The organism is Streptosporangium sp. H16, assembly GCF_051918855.1.
Classification (GTDB): Bacteria; Actinomycetota; Actinomycetes; order Streptosporangiales; family Streptosporangiaceae; genus Streptosporangium.
In genome coordinates this window covers 562,944-582,779 of record NZ_JBPXMD010000002.1, presented here as the reverse complement: position 1 = coordinate 582,779, position 19,836 = coordinate 562,944, and the positions used below count along the sequence as shown (strand labels likewise).

Sequence of the window (19,836 nt, the reverse complement as noted above, 5' to 3'; positions counted from 1 at the left end):
GGAAGCCGTACGGCGGCTTTGCCCCTGGTCGAGGTGCCCTTTTCGGTCCGGCTGTTAAACCGGTATCGAGGTCGGGTGTCCGGGGAGGGGCCATGGTCGCACCGCGCGCGCGCCGGATCAACATTCCGCTGCGCCACGTCGCGCTGATGTGCGGGGGGATGCTGTTCGCCCTTCTCGCCAACGTGACCTACCTCCAGGCGCTGGACTCCGAGCGGCTCAACGAGGACCCGCGCAACAAGCGGACGATGATCGCGCGCTTCGAGAGTCCCCGGGGCAGGATCCTGCTCCGCGACGGCACGGTCGTCGCGACCAGCCGCAAGGCCAGGAACGCCACGTACCGGTACCGCAGGGTCTATCCCGGCGGGCCGCTCTACGCGGCGATCACCGGGCACTTCTCGCTCCACGGCACCGGTGGCGTCGAGCAGGCCGAGGAGGCCCTGCTGTCCGGGAGCGACCCCCGGGTGAAGATGCGCGGGCTGGTCGACGGCACCCGCGGCGGCGCCACGCTCAGGCTCACCGTCGACCGCGGCGCCCAGCGGGCCGCCTACGACGGGCTGCGCGCCACCGGGAAGCCCGGCGCCGTCGTCGCGATCGATCCTCGCACCGGCGCGATCCTGGCCATGGTCTCCCTGCCCTCGTACGACCCGAACCTCTACACGAGCTTCGACGCGGCCAAGCTCGACCGGGTGGACAAGCGGCTGCAGGGCGACCCCGAGGACCCGCTGCTGAACCGGGCGATCCAGCGGAACTACCCCCCGGGGTCCACCTTCAAAATCATCACCGGCGCGGCGGCGCTCGGCTCGGGGCGCTACGACCCCGGCACCCGCGTCAGCGCCCCGAAGTCCTTCCGCCTCCCCGGCACCGGCACCTACCTGCGCAACGCCGGCGGCGCCGCCTGCGGCGGCGGCGCCCTTCCGCTGTTCCAGGCGTTCAGGCTCTCGTGCGACACCCCCTTCGCGAAGATGGGGGTCGACCTCGGCCAGGACGCGCTGCGCGAGCAGGCCGAGGCCTTCGGGTTCGACACCGACGACCTGCAGGTGCCCATGCCGGTGGCCAGGAGCGTCTATCCCTCCGCCCTGGACGACGCGCAGACCGCGATGTCGGCGCTGGGCCGGTTCGACGTCCGGGCCACCCCGCTCATGATCGCGATGATCGCGGCGGCGGTGGCCAACGACGGCTCGCTGATGCGTCCCCACCTGGTGGACGAGGTCCGCCTCGCCGACGGCACGGTGATCGACGTGACCGAACCCTCGGCGTACCGCCGCGCGCTCGGCGCCGAGGAGGCCGAACGGCTCACGGAGATGATGGTCGCCGTCACCGGGAAGGGAGGGACCGGCGTCGCCGCGGCCGTCCGGGGGGTGAAGGTCGCGGGGAAGACCGGCACGGCGGAGAACGCCGTCTCGGGTGAGGACCACGCGATCTTCACCGGTTTCGCCCCGGCCGTCTCTCCCCGGATCGCCGTCGGGGTCCTGGTCGAGGGCGGCGGGCAGGGCGGGCGGGTGGCGGCCCCCATCGCCAGGGCCGTCATCGAGGCGTTCCTGGGCGGCCAGACCGAGTAGGGCCCGGACCGGAGGTGACGGAGGCCGTCGAGGCCGTCCCCGAGGCCGTCCCGGAAGGTCAGGCCGAGTAGGCCCTGGCCTGGAGGCCGTAGAGGTCGGCGTAGAGGCCGTCGAGAGTCATGAGCTCGTCGTGGGTGCCGTGCTCGACGACCTTGCCGTGGTCGAGGACGTAGATCCGGTCGGCGTAGCGGACGCTCGCCAGCCGGTGGGTGATCAGCAGCACGGTGCGCCCGTCGGCGTGCTGCCGGATGCGTTCGAACAGGGCGTGTTCGGCGCGGGCGTCCAGGGCCGCGGTGGGCTCGTCGCAGATCAGCAGCGGGGCGTCCCTGTGGAAGCCGCGGGCCACCGCGATCCGCTGCCACTGGCCGCCGGACAGCTCCTGGCCGTCCTTGAAACGCCGGTCGAGCAGGGTGCTGTAGCCGTGCGGCAGCTCGGCCACCACCTGGTCGGCGCCCGCGACCTCGGCCGCCGCGACGAGCGCGGGCTCCCCCTTGTCGGTGCCCATGCTGATGTTGTAGCGGGCGGTCAGCGGCCAGCGCGTGTGGTCCTGGGCGATGACCGCGATGCGGTCGCGCAGCTCGTCGGGATCGACGTCCGCCAGGTCCGTGTCGTCCCAGCGGACCCGGCCGCCGTCCGGTTCGTACAGCCCGGACAGGATCTTGGCCAGTGTGGTCTTGCCCGAGCCGTTCTCCCCGACGAGGGCGATCACCTCGCCCCTGCCGATGGTCACCGTGAGCCCCTGGAGCGCCGGGCCGGCGGAGCCCGGATAGGTGAAGACGACGTCCTCGGCGGTGATCCGCTCGAAGCTCTCCGGTGCCCTCGCCGGGCGCCCGGCGGGCAGCTTGCTCTCGGCCTCGGCGCAGAAGTCGAGGAAGTCGGTGAAGTACAGGCCCTCCTCGTAGAGGCGGTTCGTGGCGTACATCAGGTTGGCCAGATAGGTCTGGCCGGAACGGATCGCCAGTACGGCGGTGCCCGCGACCGCCAGGGGGACCGCCCCCACCGCCAGCAGCACGCCCAGGGCGACGTAGACGACGGCCGTGCCGACGCCGCCCAGCGCCTCGCCGACGACCCGCGCGAGGACCTGCCGCCGGGCCAGGCCGAGCATGACGGCCTGCTCGGCCGTCGCCACCGCGTCGTACATCCGCATCAGGAAGCCGTGCATGGTGAACGAGCGCACCTCCGCGGCCGGATCGCGGTCCGCGAGCAGCTCCGCGATGATCCATTTACGGCGCCTGGCCGGGATCAGGGCGTACATCGTCGTGTAGCGCATGCGCGCCGAGCGGACCGCCGCCCACGCGTCGGGCAGCACCGCCAGCACCAGCAGCGGCAGCAGGACCGGGTGGAGCACCCCCAGTACGCCCGCCGCGGCGACGATGCCGATGACCGCGGTCAGCGTGTCGATGGCCGTGCCCACCACCTCGTCCGCGACGGTGACCCCGCGTGACCTGGCCCGCTGGAGCGCGTCGTGGAAGTCGGGGTCGTCGAAGGCCGCGAGGCCGACCCGGCTGGTCAGCCCGTACAGGCGTTCCTCGGCGATCCGGCCTACCTGGGGCTCCAGCCGTGACTGGGCCCAGCCCGCGCCCGCCTGCGTGAGGGTGCGCAGGGTCGCGGCCACCCCCACCAGGATCAGGCTGGGCAGGGCGGCCCGCACCCGGTCGGGGGTCGGTCCCGCCTCGAACAGTGCCGACAGCACCCCGGTCGTGGCGAGCAGCCCGAACGCGGTGAACACCCCGCTCAGCAGGCTCAGGGCGATCGCGATGACGGTGTCGCGGGGACTGGCCAGCCACGCCAGCCTGACGGCCTGCGACACCAGCGCAGGAAGCCTGCGGGCGATGGTCAGGAAGCCGACCTTCGTCATCTTGTCGGTGTGCGCGTACCAGCCGGAGACGTTGATCTCGCCGATCTCGGGGACCGGGCCGACGGGGGAGTCTGTCATGGGAGCAGTGTGAGTCGCCGCACCGGCGATGACCATCGGATGGCCATCGGATGGCCGTGTGCGGCCACGGCGGGGCAGGATAATCCATAGGTCGGAAAAGGTCTAAGACTGGGCATGGTTCGGTAATTGATGTCACACTTTCTGTGACGGTTCTATCCGCGACCTCTAAGAGCCGATGACCCAGGACACCGCACACTCCTCCTTCACCGGAGGCAACCTTCCCCTCGAACCCAACGGCTTCGTGGGGCGTGAAGCCGACGTGGAAGAGCTCACCGACCTGCTGGGCGTCGCCAGGGTGGTAACGCTCTGTGGGGCGGGCGGCATCGGCAAGAGCAGGCTGGCGGTCCGGGTCGCGGGCCAGGTGGCGGGGGAGTTCCCCGGCGGGGTCTGGCTGGTCGAGCTGGCCGACGCGGTGCGCGGTGACCAGATCGAGCCCCGGGTGGCCGCCGTGCTCGGGGTCAAGGCCGAGCCGTCCCGCGCGCTGGCCGACACCCTGATCGACGCGCTCGGCGACCGGCGGCTGCTGCTGGTCATGGACAACTGCGAGTCGCTCATCGAGGAGTCCGCGAGGTTCTGCCGCGCCGTGCTCACCGTCTGTCCCGAGGTACGCGTGCTCACGACCAGCCGCGAGCCGCTCCGGGTGGCGGGGGAGACCGTGTGGCGGGTGCCGCCGCTCACCCTGCCCAGGAGCGACGGCCACGACCTCGGCAGCAGCGAGGCGGTGCGGCTCTTCCTCGGCACCAGCGAGGCGGTGCGCCTCTTCGTCGACCGCGCCACCGCCGCCTCGCGGGCCTTCTCCGTCACCGAGCAGAACGCGGCCGACATCGCCGGGCTCTGCGAGGCGCTCGACGGGATGCCGCTCGCCATCGAGCTCGCCGCCGCCCTGTGCAGGGTGCTGACCGTGGAGCAGATCAACGCCAGGATCAGGGACAGGTTCCGGCTGCTGTCGGCGGGCGACAGGACGGCCCCGGCCAGGCAGCAGACGCTCAGGGCGACCGTCGACTGGAGCTACCAGCAGCTCAACGAGCCCGAGCGGATCCTCCTGCGCCGGCTCGCGGTCTTCACCGGCGGGTGGACGCTCGACATGGCCGAGCAGGTCTGCGCGGGCAACGCGCTGTGGGCCGAGGACGTCCTGGGGGTGCTCTGCGACCTGGTCGACAAGTCGCTGGTCCTGGCCGACGCCGAGGTGGCGGGCGAGACGCGCTACCGCATGCTGGAGACGATCCGCGAGTACGCCACCGAGCAGCTCGACGCCTCGGGCGAGGAGCCCGAGTTCCGGCGGCTGCACCGCGACCACATGATCGAGATCGCCGCCCGGATCCACCGGACGATCGTCCGGCGCCCCCGCCCGGCCTGGACCGAGATCTGCCCGATGCTCGTCATGCTCGACGAGCTCCAGACCAACGTGTGGGCCGCGGTGCGCTGGTCGGTCGAGTCGGCGGGCGACCCCGAGAGCGCGCTGCGCCTCCTCGTCCTGCTGCGCTGGCCGATCATCGCCGGGGGGAGGTTCACCCCGGCCGACAAGTGGCTCGACCGCCTGCTCGACGCCGCCCCCGAGGACCTGACGCCGTCCGTGCGCGGCGACGCGCTCGCGCTGCGCGGGCAGGTGGCCTTCGGGCAGGGCGACCCCGACACCGCGCAGATCGCCTGCGCCGCCGCGGTCGGCCTGTGCCGCGAGGCCGGCCTGTACGGACCGCTCAGCGGTGCGCTCGCCATCCTCGCCTGGGTGGCCATCTACCAGCGGCGCCCCGAGAGGGCCAGGTCCCTGCTGGACGACGCGCTGGAGGCCGTACGCACGGTCGACGACCCCTGGCACGAGACGGTCATCCGGTCCATGGAGGGCACGTTCGCGCTGTCCGAGGGCAGGGCGAAGGAGTCGCAGCGGTCCTTCGAGGCCGCGCTCGCCATCGCCCACGAGCTCGACAACCACTGGGCCGCGCCGGTCGCCCTCATCGGCCTGGCCCAGGTCGCCTGGCTCCGCGGCGACCTGGTGGAGGCCCGCGCCCACTACGAGCGCGCCCTCGACATGCTCCAGGACATCACCGCCCACTGGCAGGCCATCACCTGCCTGTCGGGGCTGGGCCGGATCGCGCTGGCCCAGGGAGACCTCCCCACCGCGCGGGGCAGGCTGATCGAGAGCCTGCGGCTCTGCATCGGGACCGGCCAGCGGCTCGGCGTGGCCCGCCGCATCGAGACGCTCGCGCAGCTCGCGCTCGCCGAGGAGGACGACCGCCGGGCGGTGCGCCTGGCCGGGGCCTCCGCCGCGATCAGGAGCGCGATGGGCGGCGCCGTGCTGCCGCCCGGGTTCGGGGCGCGGATGGAGGAGCTGCTCCAGCCCGCCCGGGTGCGCCTCGGCGACGCGCTGGTCGCGCAGCTGTGGGCGCACGGCCAGGAGATGTCCCAGGAGCAGGCGGTCCGCTACGCGCTGCAGTTCGACGAGCCCCACGAGACGCCCCTGCTGCTCGGCAAGCATCCGGTCGTCGCCCCCATGACCACGCTCACCTGCCGGGAATGGGAGATCGCCGAGCTGATCGCCAGGGGGATGAGCAACAAGGCCATCGCCGACGAGCTGGTGATCAGTCCCGCCACCGCGGCCCGGCACGTCGCCAACATCCTGGCCAAGCTCGGGTTCTCCTCCCGGACGCAGGTCGCCACCTGGGTCATCGAGCAGAACCGCTCCTGACCGGCGCGACCGGCTCGCCCGTTCACAGGCCTCATCCGGCGGCCGTGAGTTTTACATACTCCGGACTACACATTCGCGGGGGTTTCGCGGGGGTGAAGATACATCCCGGGATACGCAGTCCGGAGCATGTGTCGTGCCCGCCGCACACCGTACGTTTTCCTGGTGTTCGACCGATGACGTCCAGCCTTCCGCACCGTGCCGGCCACCGTTCCGGCCCGGGACGGCAGGTCCACACCATCCCGGGCGTCTCGGTCGAGCACGCTACGGACGTCGCGTGTCCCCGTTGATGGCCGGGGTCTCCTCGGAGGGGTGGGGGCCCTGGCCATGGGTCACGTGACAGCGGGCTCGAGTCGCGCAGGGCTCGGGCCCGCCCATAGCTTTTCCAGGCTCTTGTCCTGGTTTCTCCTTCCCGCCGCGGCGTCGGGGCCCGCGGAGCGTGCTCCGTCCGAGGGGAAACCGGGCGTTACCCGAGCGGGAACCAGGTGCCGTCCAGGGAGAAACGGGGCGCCATCCGAGGGGAAATCGGGCGCCACCCGAGGGGTATCGGGGTGCCGTCCTGGAGGAGGAGGCCGAATACACAGTCATCTACATACATCTGCGGATGCCCGCGTGGATCGAGCGGCCCTACCGTCGGCGGAATGAGACCCACCTCTCCGTCCACCAGCTGCACCCTCACCGAAGCGGTGTTCGGCTACGCGCACGGTCGAGGTGACCGGCCCGCCCTGATCGACCTCGGCGCCGGAGTGGTGTACGGCTACCGCCGGCTGGCCGCGGAGGTGACGCGGGGAGCGTCGGGCCTGGTGAGGCGGGGTGCCCGGCGGCGCCAGGTGGCCGGGATCCACGTCGACAGCGCGGTGGCCCAGACGCTGGCGGTGCACACGGTCATCGCGGCGGGCGGGGTGGCGGCGCCGATCACCTCCGGATGCGAGGAGATGGCCGACCTGCTCGCCGAGTGGGACGCGCGGCTGCTCATCACCACCACGCGCCTGGCGGACGCGTCGTTGCGGGCCGTGGAGGACTCGCGGGTCCGGCAGGTGATCGCGTTCGGCCAGGCCCGTGACACCGTCGACTTCGCCGACCTGCTGCTTTTGGAGCCCGTCCCGTTGCCCTTCCTCGACCCGGCGGTACAGCCCGCCCTCCTGGTCGACGACGGGGGCGTGCTCACCCACCACGACCTGATCGTGCGGATGAACGTCCTCGACGAGGGCGCAGAGCTGGGGAAGTCCGACGTCCTGCTGGTGACCTGGCCCCTGCGGTGCAGCCTGGCCATGACGACCCTGATCGGGCTGGCGCTGATGCGCGGCTCCCTCGTCGTCGTGGCCCCCGGCCTCTCGCCCGACGAGCTGTCGGCGACCATCCACGACTTCGGCGTGACCGTCGTGGCGCTGTCCGACGGGGCCGTCCAGCGCGTCTGAGGCGATCAGAAGGCGGCTGACCGGGTCCTGACCTGGCTTGATGTGTGTTCGACGGCGTGTGCGCCCGTCCCCTGGGTAGTTAACGACCAGCATGTTCTGCAAAGGGGATCATTCTCATGGCGCGCATTCTGATCACCGGCTCCACTGACGGCCTCGGGCTCATGGCCGCCCGGCTGCTGGTTCACGACGGCCACGACGTCACGCTGCACGCCCGCAACGACACCCGCGCCGACGACGCGCGCGACGCGCTGCCGGAGGCGGAGGCCGTCGTCGTCGGAGACCTGATCACCATCGAGGGGATGCGGTCCGTGGCGGCTCAGGCCAACGAGCTGGGCCGCTACGACGCGATCATCCACAACGCCGCCGTCGGATACCGGGAACCGAGCAGGATCGAGACCGCCGACGGCCTGTCCCACGTGTTCGCGGTCAACGTGCTCGCCCCGTACCTGCTCACGGCGCTCATCACCCCACCCGACCGGCTGGTCTACGTCAGCTCCGGCATGCATCGCGGCGGGGACCCCAAACTGGACGACCTCCAGTGGAGCACCCGCAACTGGGACGGTTCGCGGGCGTACGCCGACAGCAAGCTGCTGGACGTCGTCCTGGCGTTCGCGGTCGCCCGCCGATGGCCGGACGTGCTGTCCAACGCGCTCGAACCCGGCTGGGTCGCGACGAAGATGGGGGGTCCGGGCGCGCCCGACGACCTCTCCCTGGGCCCCGTGACGCAGGTGTGGCTGGCCACGAGCCAGGACCCCGAGGCCACCGTGACCGGTAGCTACTTCCACCACCAGGAGACGCGCTTCGCCCACCCCGCCGCGCGGTCGCCCGAGGTGCAGGACGGCCTCCTCGACGCGTGTGCCAAGCTGACCGGCGTCCCGCTCCCGTCGCACGCGACGTGAACGCGTCGTCGCGGACGGGACCTCCGGCGCCCCGGTGCTCCGGCCCGCCCGCATCCGTCTCCACGACGGCCGTCCACACTCTCCTCGGCCGTTTCTCGCCCGGCTCCACGCCCTGGCGGCCTCCGGAAGGTTGAACCGGACGAGGCCCGCGGACGTCTCATGATCATGAGATTGACCGTCCTCACTCTTCTCGTCGCGTTGACCGCCTGCGGCGCGCCCGAGACCGTGGATCGGAGCACGGGCGCACCGGCGGCCCCGGCTCCGGCGTTGACCGAGACCGAGGCGAGGGCCGGATCCAGGTGTGCTCCGGCCCCCTCCAGGAGGTTGGACGTCAAACTGCTTCGGCAGATCGCCTTCGACTACGACCCCCTCAACTCCCCGGAGGAACTCGCGGCGAAGACGCCGCTGGTCGTCGCGGGAACCGTCAAGGACTTCGTACCGGGACCGATCGTCGAGGAGGGAATTCCCGGCGACCGTACGCACTATGTGCTGATGCCGGTGCGGGTGACCGAGCGATTCAAGGGGCGATCCGCCGGTCTGGTCCATGTGAAGTTCTTCCAGGGCGGGATATGGAGGAAGCAGACTCCGGTTCACTCGGTGGCCGATTTCCGCAGGGGGGTGCCCGAGGGCACCAGGATCCTGCTGTTCGTCTACCCGGACACCCGGAAGGAGTGGCCTGTGGTCGAGGACCGGGCAGCTCTCCCGGCCGGGACGCCGATCTACACGACCCATCCGCAGGGAGCGCTCCTCGGCAGCGGCCTGCGGGTGATCGGCGGCATGGAGGAGATCAACCCGGCCTCCCGCTGGGCCGATCCCTGTGGCCTGGACGGCATCGCCACGCGGCTACGCGCCGCCGGGTATCGCGGTACCTCCTGAACCGGTCTCGGCGCTCCGGCTTCGCGTCGCCGGGGGTCCGTTTCCGGATGGTTCCTCAAGGCAGGAGTCCCGAGGGGCTGACCAGGGAGTCGCCCAGCGCGGTGCGGTGGTACAGGACGCCTCGGCCGGTGCGGCTCCCGGTGACCAGGCCCGCCCTGCGCAGGGCGGCGATGTGGCCGCCCACGGTGCCCAGGCTCAGCTCCAGCAGGGTCACGAGCTGGGTGGTGGTCGCCGGGGTCGCCAGCTCCAGCAGGAGGCGGCTCCTGGTTCTGCCGATCAGCCCGGCCAGGCCGTCCGGCGCCTCGGGCGTGATGCCGGTGCCCCGGGCCGGATAGCTGATCGCGTACGGCCAGTCGGTCTCCAGGTAGAAGCCGATCCCGGTGGGGAACACGGTCGGCACGAAGAGCAGCCCGCGCCCGTCGAGCCGGCAGGTCTCGTCCGCGTCCCTGGAGAGCACCTCGATGACACCGTCGGGACGCCAGCGGACCCGGGGGGTGAGGTCGTCCAGTGCCGCCGCCCAGCCGTAGGTGGCCAGGCGGCCCGCCCGCTGGACCACGTCCCGCTCCAGGATCGCGTGGAAGCGCGGCCACGCGGGGGACACGATCTCCTCCCAGATCGCGGTCAGCGCCTCGGCGAACAGCCGCACGACGTCCGGTGAGAACAGCACGTCCCTGACGGGTCCCGGCAGGCGCGGCATTCCCTCCAGGTTTCTGGCGATCTCAGCGTGCGCCCGCGCCACCGGGGTGGCGCGCACCACCGCGAGTTCCGCCTCGACCGGGGTGTTCACCCCGGTCGGCGGCGGCGCGGGGAAGTCGGCGTTGTAGTGCCGTTCGCGGAACAGCGCCACCATGGGCCCCAGCCCGGGGTACGCGAGCAGCAGTCTCTCGTACGGCTCCCGCATCCTGCCGGCCCACGATCGCCACTCCCCGGCCTCCCTCCTGCCGGAGAGGATCCAGAGCGCGTGCTTGGTCACGATGAGCGGGGAGATGGCGAACCTGCTGGCCATGATGTCCTGCGGGGTGACCTCGATGCGGATGATCACGGAACGACCTTTCGGATATATCCGAAAGGTTAGCCAGCCGTCCGGGCACCTCCCACCATCGTGTCCATGACCACACAAGAGCGCGGCGCGACCTACACGGAGGTCTTCGCGAACCGGGAGTTCCGTGTCCTGTTCGGAAGCTTCACCCTCCTGGTGGCCGGAGACCAGGTCAAGATGCTGGCCCTGTCGGCGCTGGTCTACGCGCGGACCGGCTCGCCGGGGCTGTCGGCGGCGGCGTACCTGGTGGGGTTCCTGCCCTACATCGTCGGCGGGACGTTCCTGCTCTCGCTGGCCGACCGGATCCGCCCGCGTGCGCTGATGGTCGCAGGTGAGCTGGTGCGGGTGGTGACCTGCCTGCTTCTGGCCTTCACGGGTCTGCCCGTCTGGGCGATGCTTCTCCTGGTCCTGGCCACCGGGTTGTTCTCGCCCGTCTTCGGGGCGGCCCGCAGCGCCCTCCTGCCCGACCTGCTGCCGGGTGACGCGTTCGTCCTGGCCAGGTCCGTGCTGAACGTGACGGCCGCCGGGGCCCAGATCGGCGGCCTGGCGGCGGGCGGCGCCATCCTCGCCTTCGCGGGACCCACGGGGGCGCTGGCCGTCACCGCCGTGTTGTCCGCCCTGGCGGCCGTGGTGCTGCGTTACGGCCTGCCCGACTTCCCCGCCAGGAACGCGGAGAATGCGACCCCGAAGGGGGACGGCCCCGTACGGGAGACGCTGCGGGTCAACCGGGCCCTGCTGGCGGACCCCCGGGTGCGCGGCCTGCTGCTCGCGCAGTGGCTGCCGATCTCGCTCGTGGTGGGTGCCGAGGCGATGATGGTCCCCTACCTGGGAAACGCCGCCGGGTTCGCGCTCGCCGCCGCCTCAGTCGGCCTGGCGGCCGGCAACTTCGTCGTCGGCCGGTTCGTCTCGCCCGTCGGCCGGGAACGGCTGGCGTTTCCCTTCGCGGTGGTGTCCGGCGTTCCCCTGCTCGCCTTCGCCGCCCGGCCGGGACTCGCGGGAGCCGCGCTGATCGTGCTGCTCGCCACGGCGGCGTCGACCGCCTGCCAGCTGGGGTTGCAGCGGTGGTTCGTGGACGCGGTCCCCGAAGCCGTCAGGGGGCAGGCCTTCGGTCTGGCCTCGGCGGGAATGATGACCGGCCAGGCACTGGGCGGCGCCCTGGTCGGCGTCGCCGCCGAGCTGACCTCCCCGCACATGGCCATCGTCCTCACGGGAGCCGCGACCGTCGTCTCCGCCCTCGCCCTGCACCGGTCCCTGAGAGCCGGCGGACAGCGACCCGCGTGACGACGTCCCACGGCGGGGGCACGGTTTCGTAATCAGCTGACTTCGACGCATCTCAGTGTGATGATGATTCAACGCAGAGTCGCGACCCGCCCCGGGGTGGTCCGGCGCCGATCAGAGATGACAAAAGCTGACAGGAGTACCGTGACATCAAGGCACAGCAGGGGAGGAGCGGTGATGAGCAGACGTCTCGAATCCCCCAACCCTCTCGCCGGTGCCGTCCTCGCGGTGTTGAAAGCGGCCCGCGAGCTGGATTTCGAGGTCACCAGGACGAAGCTGCCGAAGCTCCTCTACCTGGCCGACCTGGAGGCCGTGGAGTCCGGGCGCACCCCGTTCACCGGCGCCGCCTGGCGATGGGATGAGCACGGTCCCTATGATCATGCGCTCACGCGTACCGAGGACTGGGTGGTGGAGAGCGAGCTGGTGGAACGCTGCGACGACCGCGACGCGGGTTACGGCTCGCATCCGCTCACCTTGACCGTCGATATCGAGGATCCGCTGGATGCGGCCGACATGGAGTGCGTCCGGGACGTGGTCCGTTCGCACGGAGGCAGGAGCGCCGCCGATCTCAAGCGTCTCTCCCACGAAACCCCTCCCGCCGTCGAAGCGCAGGCAGGTGGCGAACGAGGAGTACTGCTCGATCTCAACCGCGCGCGGCGGCACAGACAGGTGGAAATGCTGCTTGAGCTCTTCCAGTCCCGGCGCGGAGCGCGACCTCCGCAGCGGGACGATCCGGGGGTCGGCGATGTGCTTGAGGTGGAGTTCCGGGAGACAAGAGACGGCCTTCGTCGGGCCAACGCGAATACGCTGGATGATCAGTGAAGGGTTCCATCCGTAAGGGTGGCGTCTACCTCGTGCCCGACCGGTCGCTCTCGATGCCTCCCAACGACCAGCGCAACCTCCATCCGAAACGACCAGTGATCGTTCTCAGTGGTGACGCGAAGAACGAGCAGGCGGACCGGCCCCTGGTGTACGTCGTCCCCACGTCGACGTCGACCACGCTCAAGACCGAATACTGCGTCAAGCTCGCCCAGGGAGTCGGCAACCTGCCGAGCAAGTGCTGGGTGCGTACGGTCTGCGCCCAGCCGTTCCTCAAGGAGGAACTCGGCGACTACCTGGGACGATTACCCGCGCAGTCCCTGTCTCTGATCGAGGAGAACCTGTTCGCCTACCTGGGGCTCGTTGACTGAGCGGGTCGATGGTTCCATCGTTGGGCCGTGGCACGGCCGAGGGGGCAACAGCGGGATCACCGCCTCGTTCACTCACTCGGGTCGGCACCTCGCAGGTTTCACTCACCCTCGGCTCCTCACGCGTCGCTATTGTTCTTCGTGAGCTTCTCGGTCCCACTCGTGACGTCTTCGGCGGGCATATCTGCTCGCCGCACTCCGGGAACCCGCGAGTCACCCTACGATCTTGGCGCCCTCCGTCCGGCGAGAGGTGGTCTCAGCGGCGGGCACCGAGCCGGTCGCGCGAGGTGCGGACGCGCAGGCGGCCGTATTCGAGCTCTCCGGTGATCCGGACGTGCAGCGCGCCCGGACGCGCACGGCCGGGCAGCGCGCAGGTCACGCTGCCCCACCCGGTGCGTACCCCGTCGACGTTCGCGGTCGCGCCGGGCGGCAGGATGATCGTGGCGGAGCCGTAGGGGAGCCGGAGCTCGATGTCGATCTCCGGATACCGGACGAGGGCCTGGGACAGGTCGAGCTTCACCCCGCCGTACTCGGACTCGACGCGCAGCAGGCGCGGGACCTGCCAGTCGCCCGACCGCTTGATGCGTCCGCCCGTGGACGTCAGCCGGAGGACGTCGTCCGGGCCGTCCGGGGCGTCGGGCAGGTCGGCGATCAGCGGCAGCAGGTCGCCGTGGGACCTCGCCGTGAGCGCGCGTTCGAGCCGTTCCTCCATCTCGCCGGGGCCGAGGCGACCGTCGGCGAACGCCTGCTGGAGCTGTTGCACGACCCTGTCGCGTTCTCCGTCGGAGACGCGTATCCGTGGTTCCATCCGCTCCGTCACCTGCCCTGTCTCGTCGAGCCGGATCACTGGCTGACCGCCCTCTTGTACAGCCGGATGGAGAGGGGCACGAAGACGACCAGGAGCAGTACCGACCACAGTAGCGTCGCCGGCACCGCGTGCTGGAGCGGCCAGGCGGCGGGCACCGGCATGGCCGCGTTGGTGTTGCCGAAGAGCTCGCGGGCGGCCTGGACGACGGTGGAGACGGGGTTCCACTCGGCGACGACCCGCAGCGGCCCGGGCAGGCGGGTGCTGTCGACGAAGGCGTTGGACAGGAAGACCAGCGGCATCGACACGATGGTGGCGATGTTGTTGAAGACCTCGGGCTTGCGCAGGGCCAGCGCGACCGTCGCGGTCACCCACGAGAACGCGTACGAGAACAGCAGGAGCAGCAGGAAGCCCAGCACGGCCCGATGCGGCTCCGAGTGGATGCGCCAGCCGACGGCGAGCCCGACGAGGGCCATCGCGACGATGCTGCTCACGTTCATGAGGACGTCGCTGGAGGTCTGGCCGGTCAGCACCGCCGACGGGGACATGGGCAGCGTGCGGAACCGGTCGAAGATGCCCTTCTGCAGGTCCAGGGTGAGCGTGTAGCCGGTGATCTGCGCGCTCGTCACGATCGTCTGGACGAAGATCCCGGGAATCATGTACTCCTGGTACGACATGCCCGGCAGGCTCATCATGCTGCCGAAGACGTACGCGAACAGCAGCACGAACACGATCGGGAGGATGATCACGCCGCCCAGCAGGTCGGGCGCTCGCTTGATCTTGAGGACGTTGCGCTTGGTGATCGTGATGCCGTCGGAGACCGCCAGCTGGAGGGCGTTCATCGGGTGTGCTCCTTCGTCTTCGTCGTGGTCGGTCCGGCGGTCGGGTGTCCGGTAAGGGTGAGGAACACCTCGTCCAGCGTCGGCCGCCGCAGTCCGGCGTCGCGTACGGCGACGCGTTCGGCGGCCAGGTGGCCCAGGGCCGTGGTGAGCGAGGCCGTGCCGTCGCCGACCGGGATCGTGAGCCGGAGCGTGGCGTCGTCGGTCCGCGTGTTCCCCACGGCCAGGGGAGCGAGCACGCGCCGCGCGGTGTGCAGATCGGCCGTGCTGGTCATGGTCAGCTCGACGCGGTCACCGCCGACCTGGTCCTTGAGCTCGTCGGCGGTGCCGAGTGCGATCATCCGGCCGTGGTCGACCACCGCGATCGTCCTGGCCAGCCGGTCGGCCTCCTCCAGGTACTGCGTGGTGAGCAGCACGGTGGTGCCGTCGGCGACGAGTTCGGAGATGACGTCCCACAGGCTCGTGCGGGCTCGGGGGTCGAGGCCGGTGGTGGGCTCGTCGAGGAACAGCACCGGCGGGGCGGCGACGAGCGCTCCGGCGAGGTCGAGGCGGCGTCGCATGCCGCCGGAGTAGCCCTGCACGGGGCGGTCGGCCGCCTCGCTCAGGTCGAAGCGTTCCAGCAGCTCGCGGGCCCGTTGCCTGCTGCGTTTGACGCCCAGGTGGTAGAGGCGGCCGACCATCTCCAGGTTCTCGGCACCGGTTAGGTGGTCGTCGACGGCGGCGTACTGGCCGGAGGCGCCGATGTGGGCGCGCAGCCGGTACGCGTCGGCGACAACGTCGAACCCGGCGACCGTGGCGCGGCCGGCGTCCGGTTTCAACAGGGTGGTCAGGATCCGTACGGCCGTGGTCTTTCCCGCACCGTTGGGGCCGAGCAGGCCGAACACGGTGCCCTCGGGGACGGACAGGTCCATCCCGTCCAGGGCGACGACGTCACCGTACTTCTTGACCAGCCCTTCGGCCGTTATCGCGGGGGGCATGCGGGTTTCTCCTTCGTTCGTTCGTGCCGGGGGACAGCGGGATGAGGGCGTGACGGGGTAGCAGGATGAGTGGGATGAGCGGGATGAGGGCGTGAGGGGGTAGCGGGCGGTCGCCTGTCGACCGTCCGGTTGCGTTCGTCGGATGGAGTTAGATGTCGAGGTCCTCCACGGCGGGACGCTCGGCCATGTCGGCGATCAGGTCGTAGAACTCGTCCGGGATCCTGCCGCGCAGCTCCTGGAAGGTGTTCACGACCTCAAGCGTGGACTCGCCCTGGACGAAGCCCCAGCTGGAGTCGGCCAGGCCGAGATAGCTCCGCCACGCGCCGCGCGAGAGGAGACCCTCCAGCCAGTTGTCGGCTCCCGAGGTCAGGCTGTCCGTCCAGTCGGGCGAGCGGTCCACATGCAGGACGTATTTGTCCTTGCGCGAGCGGTACACCCGGAACATCTCCACCCGGCTGCCCGTCGTGCGTCCCCACTCGCCGAGCAGCACCCCGGAGAAGCGCTGCTTGCGGCCCGTGCCACCCTGGCCGACCTGCACGATGATCTCGTCGTAGCCCTCCTGGCGGCCGTCCTCCATCTCGACGTAGCGCCGCAGCGCCACACTGATCGCCGTCGACAGCTTGCCCCCGGAGAGCTCCTGCGCCCGCTGGAACAGGGGCAGGTCATCGTCCGAGACGTAGATCGTTTTATTGGGCATCGTTCCATCCTCATCCCGTATACGTATAAGCCTACGTATAGAACAGGGTGGGCGGCAAGGCCCTTCCTGTTTTTCGCGTTATGTCGTGATTTAGCAATGATGCGTGCCGCCGGGCGGCACGCCGGCGAGGTCTCGGCCGCCGGGTCCGGCCGCCGGGTCCGGGGGTCGGTCCGGGGGTCAGAGCTCGACGCTCTCGCCGGGCCTGAGCCGCCGGATGTCGGCCCCGAGTCTTTCGGCCTCGCCGGCGAGCACGCCCTCCAGCACCTTGACGCCCCACTCGTTGATCAAACCGTCGTGGATCGCGTACGCGCGCCGGGGCGCCATCGTCCGCAGGTAGGCGATCATGTCGGGAACCGTCATCCAGGGAGCCTGGCCGGGCACCAGCAGTGTCGGCACGTCGACGACGGTCAGCGCGTCGCCCGGGTGGAGGACCTCCCCGTCGACGACGAACCCCACGTTGTCCACCGGCGGCACGTCGGGGTGGCTGAAGTGGTGCTTCTCCCCGACGACGGTCACCTCGAAGCCCGCGATCGGCAGCACGTCCCCCTCCCGCACGACCCGTACGCGGTCGCCGAGCCCGGTCAGGTGCCGGGCCACGCCGGGGCAGGTGTAGACGACGAGACGCGGGTCCCCGGCGGCGGCCGCGCGCAGACGCTCGGGTTCGAAGTGGTCGAAGTGCTCGTGCGTGACGAGTACGGCCTCGGCGCCGGTGACGGCATCGGCCTCCGGGGTCATCGCACCGGGATCGATGGCGAGGCTCCGCCCGTTCTTCTCCAGCCGCACACACGCATGTCCGAATTTAGTGAGTCTTATCGTCATGCGTCACATGCTGCTCGCCCGGCCGCGTCGCCCTGATCGGATCCGCCACGGGCGAACGGTCGGTGGGCGCCCTCACCGGAGTGGCGCCGACGGCCGTACGCGCGGGGGCCGGGGTCAGCGGGGGGACAGGGCGCTGCCCCTGACACCCGAGGCGTGCAGGTCGGCCTCCACCCGCGCGGCGGTGGCGAGCAGCGGCGGGAGCAGGTGACGGCGGGCGGACTCCGAGGTCGTACGGCTCGCGTGGGAGGAGATGTTGATCGCGGCGGTCACCCGTCCCGAGCGTTCCCTGACGGGGACGGCGATCGAGCGCAGGCCCTCCTCCAGCTCCTGGTCGACCATGGCCCAGCCCTGGGCGCGCACCCTGTCGAGCTCGGCTCCGAGGGCGGCGGGAGAGGTGATCGTGTTGGAGGTGAACCTGTGGAGCTCGACCCGTCCGAGGTAGGCGTCGAGGTCGTCGGGCGGCAGCCAGGCCAGCAGCACCCTGCCCATCGAGGTGCAGTGCGCCGGGAAACGGGTACCGATGTTGATGGTCACCCGCATGATCCTGCTGGTCGCCACCCGGGCTACGTAGACGACGTCCTCGCCGTCGAGCACCGCCACCGACGCCGACTCGTGCACCTCGGCGACGAGGCGTTCGAGGTGCGGCTCGGCCACCTCGGGCAGCGAGAGGCTGGACAGGTAGGCGTACCCGAGGTCCAGGACGCGGGGAGAGAGGGCGAACAGCCGCCCGTCGGTCCTGACGTAGCCGAGGTCGACGAGCGTCAGCAGGAACCGCCGGGCCGCGGCCCGGGTCAGGCCGGTCGCGCGGGCCACCTCGCTGAGCGTCAGCTCGGGGCTCGTCGCGCTGAACGCCTTGATCACCGAGAGTCCGCGTGCCAGCGACTGCACGTGGTCAGAGCCACGGTCAACCGGTTCGACCATCCCCGCCCTCCTCGTTCCGGTCGAACTCTAGCGCCGCCCGTGCCACCGAGAACGCCCGGTTGGCGGCGGGCACACCCGCGTAGATCGCGGTCTGCAGCAGCACTTCCTTGATCTCCTCCTCGGTCAGGCCGACGCGGAGCGCCGCCCGCACGTGCATGGCCAGCTCGTGCTCGTGCCCGAGCGCGGCGAGCATGGCCAGCGTGATGCAACTGCGGGTGCGCCGGTCCAGGCCGGGACGGGTCCAGATCTCACCCCACGCGTACGTGGTGATGAACTCCTGGAAGTCCGCGGTGAACGGGGTGGTGCCCGCGACGGCGCGGTCCACGTGCTCGTCGCCGAGTACGGCCCGGCGCGTCGCGTCCCCGGCCGCCCACCCGTTCGTGCCGTTTGTCTCCGCGGTCTCCCCGCTGATCTGCGCGTTCGTGCCGTTCGTTCCCGCGGTCTCCCCGCTCATCCGTCCGCTCTCCCGTTCGTTCGTGGCGTTCGTCTCTCCTCGGTGTCCCGTCCGCTCATCCGCCGGCTCCCGTGAGGTTCTCGTGGGCGGCGAGCGCCCGGTCGACGAAGGCGGCGGCGGAGCCGAGGGCGCCCGCCGGGTCGAAGGCCGCGTCGATCTCCCCGGCGGTCAGGGAGACGCCGGGATCGGCGAGCAGGACCTCCCGCAGCTCCGCACCCTCCTCGGTGGCGCGGGCGCAGGCGGCGTCCACCAGCCGCCGGGCCTGCGGGGTGCCCCCGAGCCGTACGACGACCTGCTCGGCCATCAGCAGCCCGCGGGTCGCCCCGAGGTTGGCGCGCATCCGGGCGGGGTCGACGGTCAGGCCCTCCAGCACCTCGCGGAGCCAGGAGGCGGCGCTGCCGGTGAGCCGGAGCAGCTCGCCCAGCGTCTCCCACTCGGCCTGCCAGGGGCCCGCGGCGCGCTCGTGCTCCTGGACCATGCCGTCCAGGATCGAGGCGACCAGCCCGGGGACACGCTGGACGCAGGCGAGCACGGACATCGAGCCCACCGGGTTGCGCTTGTGCGGCATCGCGCTTGAGGTGCCCCGGCCGGGCCCGGTGGGCTCGGCGACCTCCGCCACCTCGGTCTGGGCCAGCAGCTTCACGTCGTTCGCCACCTTGCCGAGCGTCCCCGCCGCGGTGCCGAGCGCGCAGGCCAGCCGGGCCACCGGGGTCCGGTCGGTGTGCCAGGGGACGAGCGGCTCGGCCAGTCCCAGCCCGGCCGCCAGGAGCGGCGGCACCTCGTGGCCCCGCTCGCCGAGGACCGACAGGGTGCCCGCCGCCCCGCCGTACTGGACCGGCAGCGGCACCTCCGCCAGCCAGGACCGCGAGCGGTCCAGCGCGCTCAGCCAGCCCGCCGCCTTCAGCCCGAACGTGACGGGCACGGCGTGCTGCAGGACGGTGCGCCCGGCCATGACGGTGCCGCGATGGCCGGACGCCAGCCGCGCGCAGGCGTCCGCGCAGGCGGACAGGTCGGCCAGGATCGGTGTCAGCGCGCGGCGGGCGACCAGCATGGCGGCGGTGTCGTTGATGTCCTGGCTGGTGGCGCCGTAGTGGACGAACCGCCGCAGGCCGGGCTCGACCCGCTCCCGCAGGGCGGCGACCAGGGGGATGACGGGGTTGCCGGTCCGCGCGGCCCTGCCGCCCAGCTCGGCGACGTCGTAGAGCTCGGGGCGGCAGGCCCGCGCCAGCGCGGCGGGCACCTCGGCGGGGACCAGGCCGATCCCGGCCTGCGCGCCGGCCAGCGCGGCCTCGACGTCCAGCATGGCGGCCAGCCACGCGACGTCCGACACCTCCGCCGAGGCCTCGCCCCTGGCGAACATCCCGGAGAACAGGCCGGAGACCGGGCCGCCGTTCGCGGGAGCGGGAGCGGGAGAGGTCATGTCCACCTCCGGGTGGTTCGGACGCCGGTCAT

Annotated in this window: 18 protein-coding genes; 8 read left to right on the top strand and 10 right to left on the bottom strand. The window is 71.3% G+C overall.

Going from position 1 to position 19,836, the window contains the following annotated elements; translation table 11 throughout:
- The first annotated feature begins 92 nt into the window (after window positions 1–92).
- Window positions 93–1,559, top strand: a complete 1,467-nt coding sequence (locus ACTOQ2_RS05600) for a peptidoglycan D,D-transpeptidase FtsI family protein (RefSeq protein ID WP_440098645.1) — start codon at window positions 93–95, stop codon at window positions 1,557–1,559.
- A gap of 58 nt (window positions 1,560–1,617) precedes the next feature.
- On the opposite strand, the gene ACTOQ2_RS05595 is transcribed toward ACTOQ2_RS05600, so the two are convergent.
- Window positions 1,618–3,495 carry an ABC transporter ATP-binding protein gene (locus ACTOQ2_RS05595; RefSeq protein ID WP_440098644.1) on the bottom strand — a complete coding sequence of 626 codons (1,878 nt, stop codon included), beginning with the start codon at window positions 3,493–3,495 and terminating at the stop codon, window positions 1,618–1,620.
- A 175-nt stretch (window positions 3,496–3,670) separates the two neighbouring features.
- On the opposite strand from ACTOQ2_RS05595, the gene ACTOQ2_RS05590 reads away from it, so the two are divergent.
- The 4 genes from ACTOQ2_RS05590 (at window position 3,671) to ACTOQ2_RS05575 (ending at window position 9,368) form a co-directional block, all read left to right on the top strand.
- On the top strand, window positions 3,671–6,178 hold the full coding sequence (locus tag ACTOQ2_RS05590) for a tetratricopeptide repeat protein (RefSeq protein ID WP_440098643.1): 2,508 nt from the start codon (window positions 3,671–3,673) through the stop codon (window positions 6,176–6,178).
- A 638-nt stretch (window positions 6,179–6,816) separates the two neighbouring features.
- Window positions 6,817–7,593 (top strand): AMP-binding protein, encoded by a 777-nt coding sequence (locus tag ACTOQ2_RS05585; protein WP_440098642.1) that lies wholly within the window; start codon window positions 6,817–6,819, stop codon window positions 7,591–7,593.
- 116 nt (window positions 7,594–7,709) lie between these two features.
- On the top strand, window positions 7,710–8,492 hold the full coding sequence (locus ACTOQ2_RS05580; RefSeq protein ID WP_440098640.1) for an SDR family NAD(P)-dependent oxidoreductase: 783 nt from the start codon (window positions 7,710–7,712) through the stop codon (window positions 8,490–8,492).
- 159 nt (window positions 8,493–8,651) lie between these two features.
- On the top strand, window positions 8,652–9,368 hold the full coding sequence (locus ACTOQ2_RS05575) for a hypothetical protein (RefSeq protein ID WP_440098639.1): 717 nt from the start codon (window positions 8,652–8,654) through the stop codon (window positions 9,366–9,368).
- A 55-nt stretch (window positions 9,369–9,423) separates the two neighbouring features.
- Here ACTOQ2_RS05575 and ACTOQ2_RS05570 read toward each other — a convergent pair whose 3' ends face one another.
- Complete coding sequence (locus ACTOQ2_RS05570; protein ID WP_440098638.1) at window positions 9,424–10,410, bottom strand: ArsR family transcriptional regulator; 987 nt, start codon at window positions 10,408–10,410, stop codon at window positions 9,424–9,426.
- A 66-nt stretch (window positions 10,411–10,476) separates the two neighbouring features.
- Here ACTOQ2_RS05570 and ACTOQ2_RS05565 point away from each other — a divergent pair, with 66 nt between their 5' ends.
- The 3 genes from ACTOQ2_RS05565 to ACTOQ2_RS05555 all read left to right on the top strand — a co-directional run bounded on the left by ACTOQ2_RS05565 (window position 10,477) and on the right by ACTOQ2_RS05555 (window position 12,875).
- Window positions 10,477–11,688, top strand: coding sequence for an MFS transporter (locus ACTOQ2_RS05565; protein WP_440098637.1), 1,212 nt, complete (start codon window positions 10,477–10,479; stop codon window positions 11,686–11,688).
- Between the two features lie 174 nt (window positions 11,689–11,862).
- Window positions 11,863–12,507 carry a type II toxin-antitoxin system antitoxin SocA domain-containing protein gene (locus ACTOQ2_RS05560; RefSeq protein WP_440098636.1) on the top strand — a complete coding sequence of 215 codons (645 nt, stop codon included), beginning with the start codon at window positions 11,863–11,865 and terminating at the stop codon, window positions 12,505–12,507.
- Window positions 12,504–12,875 carry a type II toxin-antitoxin system PemK/MazF family toxin gene (locus ACTOQ2_RS05555; RefSeq protein WP_440098635.1) on the top strand — a complete coding sequence of 124 codons (372 nt, stop codon included), beginning with the start codon at window positions 12,504–12,506 and terminating at the stop codon, window positions 12,873–12,875. The genes ACTOQ2_RS05560 and ACTOQ2_RS05555 overlap by 4 nt, the downstream gene beginning before the upstream one ends.
- Window positions 12,876–13,128: 253 nt before the next feature.
- Here ACTOQ2_RS05555 and ACTOQ2_RS05550 read toward each other — a convergent pair whose 3' ends face one another.
- The 8 genes from ACTOQ2_RS05550 to pcaB form a co-directional block, all read right to left on the bottom strand.
- Window positions 13,129–13,680, bottom strand: coding sequence for a DUF1707 SHOCT-like domain-containing protein (locus tag ACTOQ2_RS05550; protein WP_440098634.1), 552 nt, complete (start codon window positions 13,678–13,680; stop codon window positions 13,129–13,131).
- 35 nt (window positions 13,681–13,715) lie between these two features.
- Window positions 13,716–14,519 (bottom strand): ABC transporter permease, encoded by an 804-nt coding sequence (locus ACTOQ2_RS05545; protein ID WP_440098633.1) that lies wholly within the window; start codon window positions 14,517–14,519, stop codon window positions 13,716–13,718.
- Complete coding sequence (locus ACTOQ2_RS05540) at window positions 14,516–15,493, bottom strand: ATP-binding cassette domain-containing protein (RefSeq protein WP_440098631.1); 978 nt, start codon at window positions 15,491–15,493, stop codon at window positions 14,516–14,518. Before ACTOQ2_RS05540 ends, ACTOQ2_RS05545 begins: the two co-directional genes overlap by 4 nt.
- A 148-nt stretch (window positions 15,494–15,641) precedes the next feature.
- Entirely contained in the window at window positions 15,642–16,190 is a 549-nt protein-coding gene (locus tag ACTOQ2_RS05535; protein WP_440098629.1) for an EXLDI protein, read from the bottom strand.
- Between the two features lie 177 nt (window positions 16,191–16,367).
- Window positions 16,368–17,009, bottom strand: a complete 642-nt coding sequence (locus ACTOQ2_RS05530; RefSeq protein ID WP_440098628.1) for an MBL fold metallo-hydrolase — start codon at window positions 17,007–17,009, stop codon at window positions 16,368–16,370.
- Between the two features lie 114 nt (window positions 17,010–17,123).
- Window positions 17,124–17,930 carry an IclR family transcriptional regulator gene (locus ACTOQ2_RS05525; protein ID WP_440098627.1) on the bottom strand — a complete coding sequence of 269 codons (807 nt, stop codon included), beginning with the start codon at window positions 17,928–17,930 and terminating at the stop codon, window positions 17,124–17,126.
- Window positions 17,914–18,384: a 4-carboxymuconolactone decarboxylase gene (pcaC, locus tag ACTOQ2_RS05520; RefSeq protein ID WP_440098626.1), complete on the bottom strand. Its 471-nt coding sequence runs from the start codon at window positions 18,382–18,384 to the stop codon at window positions 17,914–17,916. Before pcaC ends, ACTOQ2_RS05525 begins: the two co-directional genes overlap by 17 nt.
- A 55-nt stretch (window positions 18,385–18,439) precedes the next feature.
- Window positions 18,440–19,804, bottom strand: a complete 1,365-nt coding sequence (pcaB, locus tag ACTOQ2_RS05515) for a 3-carboxy-cis,cis-muconate cycloisomerase (RefSeq protein WP_440098624.1) — start codon at window positions 19,802–19,804, stop codon at window positions 18,440–18,442.
- Between the last annotated feature and the right edge of the window lie 32 nt (window positions 19,805–19,836).

Coding starts and splice junctions, on each gene's coding strand:
- ACTOQ2_RS05580 (WP_440098640.1), top strand. CDS start 7,710: ATGGCGCGCATTCTGATCACCGGCTCCACTGACGGCCTCGGGCTCATG.
- ACTOQ2_RS05585 (WP_440098642.1), top strand. CDS start 6,817: ATGAGACCCACCTCTCCGTCCACCAGCTGCACCCTCACCGAAGCGGTG.
- ACTOQ2_RS05600 (WP_440098645.1), top strand. CDS start 93: ATGGTCGCACCGCGCGCGCGCCGGATCAACATTCCGCTGCGCCACGTC.
- ACTOQ2_RS05535 (WP_440098629.1), bottom strand. CDS start 16,190: ATGCCCAATAAAACGATCTACGTCTCGGACGATGACCTGCCCCTGTTC.
- ACTOQ2_RS05530 (WP_440098628.1), bottom strand. CDS start 17,009: ATGACGATAAGACTCACTAAATTCGGACATGCGTGTGTGCGGCTGGAG.
- ACTOQ2_RS05550 (WP_440098634.1), bottom strand. CDS start 13,680: ATGGAACCACGGATACGCGTCTCCGACGGAGAACGCGACAGGGTCGTG.
- ACTOQ2_RS05560 (WP_440098636.1), top strand. CDS start 11,863: ATGAGCAGACGTCTCGAATCCCCCAACCCTCTCGCCGGTGCCGTCCTC.
- pcaB (WP_440098624.1), bottom strand. CDS start 19,804: ATGACCTCTCCCGCTCCCGCTCCCGCGAACGGCGGCCCGGTCTCCGGC.
- ACTOQ2_RS05545 (WP_440098633.1), bottom strand. CDS start 14,519: ATGAACGCCCTCCAGCTGGCGGTCTCCGACGGCATCACGATCACCAAG.
- ACTOQ2_RS05540 (WP_440098631.1), bottom strand. CDS start 15,493: ATGCCCCCCGCGATAACGGCCGAAGGGCTGGTCAAGAAGTACGGTGAC.
- ACTOQ2_RS05590 (WP_440098643.1), top strand. CDS start 3,671: ATGACCCAGGACACCGCACACTCCTCCTTCACCGGAGGCAACCTTCCC.
- ACTOQ2_RS05595 (WP_440098644.1), bottom strand. CDS start 3,495: ATGACAGACTCCCCCGTCGGCCCGGTCCCCGAGATCGGCGAGATCAAC.
- ACTOQ2_RS05525 (WP_440098627.1), bottom strand. CDS start 17,930: ATGGTCGAACCGGTTGACCGTGGCTCTGACCACGTGCAGTCGCTGGCA.
- ACTOQ2_RS05565 (WP_440098637.1), top strand. CDS start 10,477: ATGACCACACAAGAGCGCGGCGCGACCTACACGGAGGTCTTCGCGAAC.
- ACTOQ2_RS05575 (WP_440098639.1), top strand. CDS start 8,652: ATGATCATGAGATTGACCGTCCTCACTCTTCTCGTCGCGTTGACCGCC.
- pcaC (WP_440098626.1), bottom strand. CDS start 18,384: ATGAGCGGGGAGACCGCGGGAACGAACGGCACGAACGCGCAGATCAGC.